Annotated in this window: 12 protein-coding genes; 8 read left to right on the top strand and 4 right to left on the bottom strand. The window is 63.4% G+C overall.

The features are described from left to right. The 3 genes from AC1D1X_RS09580 to AC1D1X_RS09590 all read left to right on the top strand — a co-directional run. Nucleotides 1-395: sulfate ABC transporter substrate-binding protein (locus AC1D1X_RS09580; protein WP_477698191.1), on the top strand; the 395-nt coding region annotated here is incomplete at its 5' end. Nucleotides 396-539: 144 nt separating this feature from the next. Then, nucleotides 540-1,139: an NADPH-dependent FMN reductase gene (gene ssuE, locus AC1D1X_RS09585; RefSeq protein ID WP_477670827.1), complete on the top strand. Its 600-nt coding sequence runs from the start codon at nt 540-542 to the stop codon at nt 1,137-1,139. 88 nt (nt 1,140-1,227) lie between these two features. Continuing rightward, complete coding sequence (locus AC1D1X_RS09590; RefSeq protein ID WP_477670826.1) at nt 1,228-1,443, top strand: TOBE domain-containing protein; 216 nt, start codon at nt 1,228-1,230, stop codon at nt 1,441-1,443. Nucleotides 1,444-1,577: 134 nt separating this feature from the next. Here the strand turns inward: AC1D1X_RS09590 and AC1D1X_RS09595 are convergent, their stop codons facing one another. The 3 genes from AC1D1X_RS09595 to AC1D1X_RS09605 all read right to left on the bottom strand — a co-directional run bounded on the left by AC1D1X_RS09595 (nt 1,578) and on the right by AC1D1X_RS09605 (nt 4,878). Beyond that, entirely contained in the window at nt 1,578-2,603 is a 1,026-nt protein-coding gene (locus tag AC1D1X_RS09595) for a Bug family tripartite tricarboxylate transporter substrate binding protein (RefSeq protein WP_477698194.1), read from the bottom strand. Between the two features lie 76 nt (nt 2,604-2,679). After that, complete coding sequence (locus AC1D1X_RS09600; protein WP_477698192.1) at nt 2,680-3,888, bottom strand: CaiB/BaiF CoA transferase family protein; 1,209 nt, start codon at nt 3,886-3,888, stop codon at nt 2,680-2,682. Nucleotides 3,889-3,912: 24 nt separating this feature from the next. Continuing rightward, nucleotides 3,913-4,878 carry a hydroxymethylglutaryl-CoA lyase gene (locus AC1D1X_RS09605; protein ID WP_477670824.1) on the bottom strand — a complete coding sequence of 322 codons (966 nt, stop codon included), beginning with the start codon at nt 4,876-4,878 and terminating at the stop codon, nt 3,913-3,915. A gap of 162 nt (nt 4,879-5,040) precedes the next feature. Between AC1D1X_RS09605 and AC1D1X_RS09610 the strand changes: the two genes are divergently transcribed. The 4 genes from AC1D1X_RS09610 to AC1D1X_RS09625 all read left to right on the top strand — a co-directional run bounded on the left by AC1D1X_RS09610 (nt 5,041) and on the right by AC1D1X_RS09625 (nt 7,635). Then, nucleotides 5,041-5,952 (top strand): LysR family transcriptional regulator, encoded by a 912-nt coding sequence (locus AC1D1X_RS09610; RefSeq protein WP_477647799.1) that lies wholly within the window; start codon nt 5,041-5,043, stop codon nt 5,950-5,952. A gap of 355 nt (nt 5,953-6,307) precedes the next feature. Beyond that, complete coding sequence (locus AC1D1X_RS09615) at nt 6,308-6,673, top strand: hypothetical protein (RefSeq protein WP_457278577.1); 366 nt, start codon at nt 6,308-6,310, stop codon at nt 6,671-6,673. Further along, a complete protein-coding gene (locus AC1D1X_RS09620; protein WP_436154840.1) occupies nt 6,660-6,908 on the top strand; it encodes a hypothetical protein in 249 nt (82 codons plus the stop codon). The genes AC1D1X_RS09615 and AC1D1X_RS09620 overlap by 14 nt, the downstream gene beginning before the upstream one ends. Nucleotides 6,909-7,080: 172 nt before the next feature. Further along, entirely contained in the window at nt 7,081-7,635 is a 555-nt protein-coding gene (locus tag AC1D1X_RS09625) for a DsbA family protein (RefSeq protein ID WP_457278576.1), read from the top strand. On the opposite strand, the gene AC1D1X_RS09630 is transcribed toward AC1D1X_RS09625, so the two are convergent. Then, nucleotides 7,632-8,153: an N-acetyltransferase family protein gene (locus AC1D1X_RS09630; RefSeq protein WP_477670823.1), complete on the bottom strand. Its 522-nt coding sequence runs from the start codon at nt 8,151-8,153 to the stop codon at nt 7,632-7,634. The genes AC1D1X_RS09625 and AC1D1X_RS09630 overlap by 4 nt on opposite strands. 92 nt (nt 8,154-8,245) lie before the next feature. On the opposite strand from AC1D1X_RS09630, the gene AC1D1X_RS09635 reads away from it, so the two are divergent. Then, the coding region (locus AC1D1X_RS09635) for a helix-turn-helix domain-containing protein (protein WP_477698193.1) at nt 8,246-8,621 on the top strand (376 nt) is incomplete at its 3' end.

The following is an 8,621-nucleotide window of genomic DNA, read 5'->3' on the forward strand; positions in this document are numbered from 1 at the left end:
CCCAGCGTGCCCAGGGCGACGTGCTGATCGCCTGGGAAAACGAAGCGTATTTGCTCGAAAAAGAATTCGGCGCCAAGTTTGACGTGGTCGCGCCTTCCCTGAGCATCCTGGCCGAGCCCGCCGTTGCCGTGGTCGACAAGAACGTCGACAAGAAGGGCACCCGTGCTGTGGCCGAGGAATACCTGAAGTACCTCTACTCTGAAGAAGGCCAGGACATTGCCGGCAAGAACTTCTACCGCCCGGCCGTTTCGCAAAGAGCCATTGCCAAGTACGCCAAGCAGTTTCCCAAGCTGAACCTGTTCACCATCGACCAGGCCTTCGGCGGCTGGGCCAAGGCTGATAAAGAGCATTTCGCCGACGGCGGCTCGTTCGACCAGATCTATACCAGGAAATAGGCCCCCCCGAAGCGGCCTCTGGCCGCCTCCCCCCAAGGGGGCGCCCGCTGCGGCCCGGCTGAGCCGGTTCCGCGCCGGCACTGGAATGGGAGAGCTGGCACACGCCGCTTGGTAATCAATGCAACTCAGAGAGCTCCACAAATAATGTCCTCGCAACAATCCGTATTGCTGATTGCCGGCAGTCCTTCCGAACAGTCCCGCTCGGCGGCGCTGCTTGACTCCGTCAGCGACAGGCTGGCCCTGCGGGGCGGCGTGGTGGTCGACCGGTTGAACATCCGCGAGCTGCCGGCCCAGGCCTTGCTGCTGGCTGAGTGGGGCCATCCGGCCATCGTCAAGGCGATTGACCAGATTGCCCGCGCGCGTGCGATCGTGGTGGCCACGCCGGTCTACAAGGCGGCTTACAGCGGCCTGCTCAAGGTGCTGCTTGACTTGCTGCCGCAAACGGCGCTGAAGGAAAAAACCGTGCTGCCACTGGCCACCGGCGGTAGCCCCCACCACATGCTGGCGATGGACTACGCCCTGCGCCCGGTGCTGCAGGCGCTGGCGGCCCGCCACATCCTGCCGGGCGTATATGCCACCGATTCGCAGGTGCCGAAGTCGGCCGACAAGCGCTATGAAGTGGGGCCCGAGATCACCGTGCGTCTGGACGATGCGGTGCTGACGCTGTTGGCGGAAAGCTTCCGGATGCCGGCCACCACGGGCTTTGAGCCTGTGCATTTTTCGCGGGTGCGATGTAGCGTCTGAGCTGAGCCGCCCGCCGGTGCTGAATTCAGGCCACTGAATTCATCGATTTTCAGTTCAACGTTTTTACCCAAGTTCCAGGAGAACCTTTATGTCCATCCAAGCCATCAACGTCCGCAACCAGTTCCGCGGCCGCGTGAAAGAAATCATCCGCGGTGACGTGGTGTCTGAACTCGACGTCGAAACGCCCTGGGGCATCGTCACCTCCGTCATCACCACGCGGTCGGTCGACCAGCTCGAGCTGGCCGTCGGCAGTGAGGTGGTGGCACTGGTCAAGTCGACCGAAGTGTCCATCGCCAAGCTGTAGGCATGCCAGGGCGGGTTGATTGCAAAATTGCTGCCTGGCGCTTTATTGACGGGCGCAAGCAGCTATTAAAACCATAGCAAATTCAGGGCCGTCCCGTTGTGATGAACAGCAGGGCGGCCGCCTGTGTGTGTGCCTTACTGCAGTTCGACGCCCGCCTTTTTCACCAGCTGCGCGTACTTCACCAGTTCACTGCGAAAGTACTGCGCGGCGGCTTCCGGGCTGCCGGGGTTGATGGTGTTGCCCTGCTTGAGCATGGCTTCCTTCACTTCGGGCGTGGCATAGGCGGCAACCACCGCGTCGTGGATGCGTTTGACGTCGGCCGCCGGCAGCTTCGCGGGGCCTATCACCGCGAACCAGCCTTCCATGTTGTAGTTGGGCAGGCCTTGTTCCGCAATGGTCGGAATGTCGGGCGCCGCGGGTGAACGGGCGCTGCCGCCCACACCGATGGCGCGCAAGGCGCCGCTCTTCAGGTGCGCCTGCACGGCAGGGAGCGCCAGCACGCCCATGTCCACCTGCCCGCCGATCATGTCGGCAACCATGGGGCCTACGCCCTTGTAGGGAATGTGTTTGGCCTTGACCTGTGCTTCGTCCAGAAACATCTGCGCGGCCAGGTGCAGGATGGTGCCGTTGCCCGACGACGCATAGTTGTAGGCATCGGGTTTAGCCTTGAGCAGGGCGACCAGTTCTTTCACATTGATGGCTGGCAGTTTGGCGGGGTTCACCACCAGCACCATCGGCGTGGTGCCAATGACGGTGATGGGCGTGATGTCCGCCACCGGGTCGAACGGCAGCGACTTGTACACGCTGGGGTAGATCACGTGGTTGTTGGACACCACGCTCAGCGTCATGCCGTCGGGGGCAGCCTTCACAAGCGCGGACGTGCCGACAATGCCGCCTGCGCCGGRCTGGTTTTCAATCACCACCGGGTTGCCCAGCRCCTTGCCCAGCGCAACACTGGCCGTTCGCACGATGGTGTCCACGCCCGAGCCGGCGCCCACCGGCAGGATGAAGCGCACCACCTTGTCGGTGGTCTGGGCCAGCAATCTGCGTGGCGATGCCAGAAAGGCGCCGCCGGCAAAAAGGGTGCCCAGCCCCCGGAGAGCCTGGCGCCGGGTTGCGGGTTTGTTGCTCAAGGCTGAGGTATCGGTACTGCGGATCATCTTCATCTTGGGGGTCATTTTGTCTCCTTCGTTGTCGTGAGTCGCGCAAATCGGCCGGCAGGTTCAACTCACTGCCTCAACTGACTGCCGCTTGCCGGTGCAGGTCATCCATTTCACCTGCGCTGTAGCCCAGGCCTGCCAACAGCTCGCGGGTGTGCTCACCCAGCGTGGGCGGGTGCAGGCGAACCCCCAGGCGCTCCCCCTGCATGGTGATGGGGAACAGCGTGGTTTTTACCATCTGGCCGGCCTTGGGGCCATCGGGCAGGCGCACGTCGGCCAGGCCGCCGGTGGCCAGCAGGTGCTCGTCGTCGAACAGGTCTTCGGGCCTGCGGATAGGGGCAAACGGCAGGCCGGCTTTTTCCATCATGGCTGAAAGCTCGCCGGCGCTGCGCGGGGCCAGCCGCGCCGCAAGGTCCTTGAGCAGGGCGGGGCGCACCGCCACGCGCTGGTTGTTGGTGGCCAGCGAGGGGTCGGCCTTGAGGTCGGGAAACCCCAGCACGGTGCAAAAGGTTTGCCACTGCGCGTCGCTCACGGCCGCCAGGAAGATTTGTTCACCGTCCCGTACCGTGAACACGTCGTACACGGCCCAGGGGTTGTCGCGCGCGGGCATGGGGGCCGGGTGTTTGCCCGTCATGGCGTACTGCAGCATGTGCTGGCCCATCAGGAAGACATTGTTTTCATACAGCGCCGACTGCACTTCCATGCCCTTGCCGCTAATGCCGCGCTGGATCAGCGCGCCCAGCGCACCGATGGCGCCGAAGAGCCCGCCCATGATGTCGTTGACGCTGGTGCCGGCGCGCAGCGGGTCACCGGGCCGGCCCGTCATGTAGGCCAGGCCGCCCATCATCTGTACCACTTCATCGAGTGCGGTGCGGTGGTCATAGGGGCCGGGCAAAAAGCCCTTGTGGCTGATGTAAATGATGCGCGGGTTGACGGCGCTGAGCGCGGTGTAGTCCAGGCCGTACTTGGCCATGGTGCCGGGCTTGAAGTTTTCGGCCACCACGTCGGYGCTGGCGCAGAGCTTGCGCGCCACTTCGGCGCCCACCGGGTCGTGCAGGTCAATGCCGATGCTTTTCTTGTTGCGGTTAAAGAGCGGAAAGAAGCCCGAGCCGGCGCCCAGCAGGCGGCGGGTCCGGTCGCCGTCGATGGGCTCGACCTTGATGACTTCGGCGCCCATGTCGGCCAGCACCATGCCGCAGGTGGGGCCCATGACCATGTGGGTGAACTCCACCACGCGCAAGCCGGCCAGCGGCTGTGGGGTGGTGGATTCGGGGATGGGTTGCATGYAGTGTTCCGGAAGAAAAATAGTTCAGGCCGCAGCGGCAGCGGAGGCAGCAGATAGGCGCATGGTTTTGGGCAGGCCCGCACGCCACAGCGCGCCGTGCAGGGTTTCGCCTTCCAGCCAGCCCGCCACCCGGGTGCGCAGCGCCATCAGCTTGTCAAAGTCAATGCCGGTTTCAATGCCCATGCTGGCCAGCATATAGGCCAGGTCTTCGGTGGCCACGTTGCCGCTGGCGCCGGGCGCATGCGGGCAGCCGCCTATGCCGGCCAGGCAGGCGTCAAAGCGCGTCACGCCGGTTTGCAGCGCGGCATACACATTGGCCATGCCGAGTCCGCGGGTGTCATGAAAGTGGCCGCAGTCAAGCCGCTCACCGGCCACCTCAAAAGCCTGCTCAAACAACAGCCGCACCATTTCCGGGTCGGCATAGCCTACGGTGTCCGCCAGGCCCACGCGGTCGGCACCGGCGTCCAGCACGGCGCGCAGCAGCCGCAGCACCTCGGACGGCTCGACCCGGCCCTGCAGCGTGCAGCCAAAGGCCGTGCTCATGCCGACTTCGATCACGATGGGCGAGCCCGACGCATCACGCAGTTCGCGGATGCGGGCGATTTCCTCGACCACCTCATCGGGCGTCTTGCGCAGGTTGGCCAGGCTGTGGGCGTGGCTGGCCGAAATCGGCAGCAGCATCAGGTCGGCGCCGGTTTCGATGGCGCGTTCGGCGCCCTTGAGGTTGGGCACCAGCACCGATGTGACCAGGCCGGGCAGTGTTTTGGCAAAGGCCACCAGCCCGGCGGTGTCGGCCAGCTGCGGCAGCAGGCGCGCCGGCACAAAAGAGCCAACCTCGATTTCGCGCTGGCCGGCGTCGTAGGCCGACTGGATCCACTCCAGCTTGTGCGCGGTCGGCATCACGGCGGCAATGCTTTGCAGGCCGTCACGCAGGCCGACTTCACGGATCGTTGCCTGCCGGGGGAGGGCAGGCCTTGAAGGCAGGTTCACTGTTGTCTCCGTTGTCGTCTGTTCATTTTCGGGGCGCAGCTGCAGTTTAGAATTTCCCAAAGGGTTTGATTGGTCAATTTTGGAAGCACTGACGTTCCGATTGGGAATATCAAATCTGCGCCGCTTTTCCAGGCGAGTTGTACGTGTACCCAGGAGCCGCCCATGAGAGACCTCGACATGACCACGCTGCGGCTGTTCGCGGCAGTGTGTGATGCGCGCAGCATTGCCCGCGCGGCCGAGCAGGCCAACATCGTCGGCTCGGCCATCAGCAAGCGGCTGGCCCAGCTCGAAGACACCGTCGGCACGCCGCTGCTGGTGCGGCGCCGCCGCGGTGTGGAGCCCACACCTGCTGGCGAAAGCCTGCTGGAGCACGCGCGCACCATGCTGGCCAGCGCCGAGCGCATTGAACGCGACATGGCCGCCTATGCCCAGGGCGTGCGCGGCCAGGTGCGCATCCTGGCCACGGCTTCTGTCATGGCCGAGTCGCTGGCCGACGACGTGGCGGCTTTTTTGCAGGAGCCGGCGCACCATGACATCCAGGTCGACATGGAAGAGCGCGTCAGCCCCGATGTGATTCGCGGCATCAAGGAGGGTGTGGCCTCGGTCGGCATTTGCTGGGACGCTGCCGACCTGAGCGGCCTGCAGTCGCGCAGCTACCGCACCGACCACCTGGCCATCGTGACCCACCCGTCGCACCCGCTGGCAGGCGAGAAAACCCTGCACTTTGAGCAGACGCTGGATTTCGAGCATGTCAGCCTTCCCGCGCACAGTGCTGTGCAGGTGCTGCTCTTGCGGGCTGCAGCGCTCAAGGGCAAGGTCGTTGTCCACCGCGTCATCGTGTCCAACTTCGAGGCCGCCTTGCGCGTGGTGCGCGCCAACCTGGCCATCAGCGTGGTGCCGCGCGAGGTGGCTGAGCCTTATGCCGCCACCTATGGGCTGCGTGTGATGCCGCTCGCCGACCCCTGGGCCCGCCGGCGCTTTGCCATCTGCTTTCGGGATGAGGCGGGTTTGTCGGCGGCGGCCAGGCTGCTGGTGGCCCATCTGGCGGCAAAAGGGTTGCCCGATGGAGGGTAAAAAGTACCGTAGACGCTCTGCGCGGTATTTTTGGTGCTATCAAATCAGGAGCTACTTGCGCTTACCAGCATTGGTCTGCAGCTACTTTTCATCCATTAAACAGCGTTCAAAAGACGTTTGGTAACACCTGCAGGCACGCCAAATGGCCTCTGGAAGCCCGGGGAAAGCTTCCGGGCCTGCCGTTTAGAGGTAAAATAGGCCTCCAACCCACAGCAGACAAGCGCGAGCAGCTATAAAAAATATAGCGCGCAGGGCTGATCCAGGCTAGCCCGAAAGGGGGCCAGCAACCGCCGAAGGGCGGTTACCTGGTCCGCAAAGTGCTTGATTTAGGGGAAGGAAGCCCCAAATTCACTGCATGAACGCCACCCAACCCCATCCCCACAAAACCGACCTCACGGTCACCCACGTACTGGCCGAGCTGCTGGAACGGCTTGAGCACAGCGCGGTGCCGGTGGGTGCCGAGCAGTACCGCTCCGTGGTGCTGCACCTGGTCAACGAACTGGGCGATGTGGAACCCGGCATGGCGCTGGGCGCGCTGCTCGACACGCACCCGGCTGCGGCAGAGCTGTATGAAAACGTCAATTACCAGTATGCGGGCCTGTGCCGGTCTGCGCTGGACGCCTCGCTCGCTGCCGAGCTGAAGGCCAAAGAGGCCATTGAAAAGGCCATGAAACCCATCAACCCCCAACTGAAGGAAGACCCCAACCATGGCAAGAGCTGACGCCAAAACCGCCGTACTCGCTGACGGCCTGCGCTACAAGTCCAAGGTGTCGGGCTCACCGTTTGCTGCCACCACGTCATTTGGCGCTGCCACGATGTCGTGTTTCATGTGCGGCAAGCACCGCGCCCGCTCCCTGATGGGCACCCGTAAAGTGCTGGGCAAGTCCCAGGCCGTGTGCTCGCCCTCGTGCAAGGCACTCGACGAAGCCCTCGAAAACGCCGCCAACCAGGCCTGAAGCTGAGCCACGGGGCCGGCACCGCCGGCTCTGCCTGGCTATTCATGGCCATCCACGGCTACCCACAACGCCGATGGGGCCGTACGGCTCCTTGATCACCGCGCACACCCGGGCGCATACTGTGCTGAAGACATTTTTCAATGTCTGAACACACAGCAAAAAGGTGATTTTCATGGCCGATTCGTCCCAACCCGACCCGTTTCTCGAACCCGACGATGCCATCGACCATATCCATGGCCCGGCGTCGGCCCCGGTCACTGTTGTGGAATACGGCGACTTCGAATGCCCGTCCTGCTTTCAGGCCTACGGCGCCCTGAAGGTGATGCTGCCGCACTTCGGGCGCCAGCTGCGTTTTGTCTTCCGGCACTTTCCGTTGCGCGAAGTGCACCCCCATGCCGAACTGGCCGCCGAAGCGGCGGAAGCCGCCGGCGCACAACACAAGTTCTGGCCCATGTACGAGTTGCTGTTTACCAACCAGCATCACCTCAAGGACAAGCACCTGCTCGACTATGCCGCCCAGGCCGGCCTGGACATGGCCCGCTACCAGAACGAAATGAACGACCATGTCTACCTGCAGCGCGTGCAGGAGCACATGCAAAGCGGCCGCCACCTGGGCGTGCGCTCAACGCCGGCGTTTTATGTCAACGGCGTGTTTTGTGATGTGTCGTTTGGCCTGCAGCATTTGCATGAGGCCATCGACAAAGTGTTGACCAGCCAACAGACTTAACCGTCAACAGGCTGCAGCGGCGTCTTTAAGGTCTTCTGCAAAAACGCCAGGTCCAGCCAGCGGCCAAACTTGAAAGCCGCCTGTTTGATCGTGCCGCTGTGCTCAAAGCCCAGGCGCTTGTGAAGTGCAATGCTCACAGCGTTGTCCAGGTCAATCGCGCCGACCAGAACGTGCATGCCTTGCACTTCAGCCCTGGCCACAATCGCCTCCAGCAGCTTGCGCCCCAGGCCCAGGCCGCGGCTGTCTTTCTCCACATAGACCGAATGCTCGACCGTGTACTTGTACGCCGGAAATGCGCGGAAGGTGCCGTAGCTCGCAAAACCCAGCAGCTTGCCGCTGTCGTCTTCCATCCCGACTACCGGAAAACCGTTGGCACGTTTGGTGGCAAACCAGGTCACCATGCTTTCGGGTGCGCGTGGTTTGTAGTCGTACAGCGCCGTCGAGTTGACGATCGCCTCGTTAAAAATGGCCAGGATCTGGCCGGCATGGCGCTCTTCGGTGCATTCGACGAGGTGCATGGGGATTCCTTTTGAAAGGGAGAATGATTTGTCTACTATAAGAGATTATTTGTCCCTTATGATAGACGAATGCTTTTTCTGAAGGACACCCCATGACGATTGATGCCCTGATCGCGTCGCGGCTGCTGGCATTGCGCCAGGCCCAGGGCCTGAGCCTGGCGCAACTGGCCGAGGTGTCGGGCGTCAGCAAAGCCATGATCTCCAGGGTGGAGCGCGTCGAAAGCAGCCCGACCGCCATGATCCTCGGCCGGCTCGCAGCCGGCCTGGGTGTGCCGCTGGCGCAGCTGCTCACCGAAGACAAGGAAGAAGAGGCAGGCCGCAGGCTGCGGAAGAAGGCAGGGCAGGCGGTGTGGCGCGACCCGGAAGCCGGCTACCTGCGGCGCCAGGTGGCAGAGCGCGGGCCCGACCAGGGCGTCGAGATGGTGGAAGTCGAGCTGCCGCGGTCGGCCAGGGTGGCTTACCCGCGAT

It is taken from the genome of Polaromonas sp. P1_G4 (genome assembly GCF_056405475.1).

Bases quoted from the DNA above. Each gene is read 5' to 3' on its own strand.
- AC1D1X_RS09625 (WP_457278576.1), top strand. From the start codon at position 7,081: ATGGCCGATTCGTCCCAACCCGACCCGTTTCTCGAACCCGACGATGCC.
- AC1D1X_RS09620 (WP_436154840.1), top strand. From the start codon at position 6,660: ATGGCAAGAGCTGACGCCAAAACCGCCGTACTCGCTGACGGCCTGCGC.
- AC1D1X_RS09590 (WP_477670826.1), top strand. From the start codon at position 1,228: ATGTCCATCCAAGCCATCAACGTCCGCAACCAGTTCCGCGGCCGCGTG.
- AC1D1X_RS09630 (WP_477670823.1), bottom strand. From the start codon at position 8,153: ATGCACCTCGTCGAATGCACCGAAGAGCGCCATGCCGGCCAGATCCTG.
- AC1D1X_RS09610 (WP_477647799.1), top strand. From the start codon at position 5,041: ATGAGAGACCTCGACATGACCACGCTGCGGCTGTTCGCGGCAGTGTGT.
- ssuE (WP_477670827.1), top strand. From the start codon at position 540: ATGTCCTCGCAACAATCCGTATTGCTGATTGCCGGCAGTCCTTCCGAA.
- AC1D1X_RS09615 (WP_457278577.1), top strand. From the start codon at position 6,308: ATGAACGCCACCCAACCCCATCCCCACAAAACCGACCTCACGGTCACC.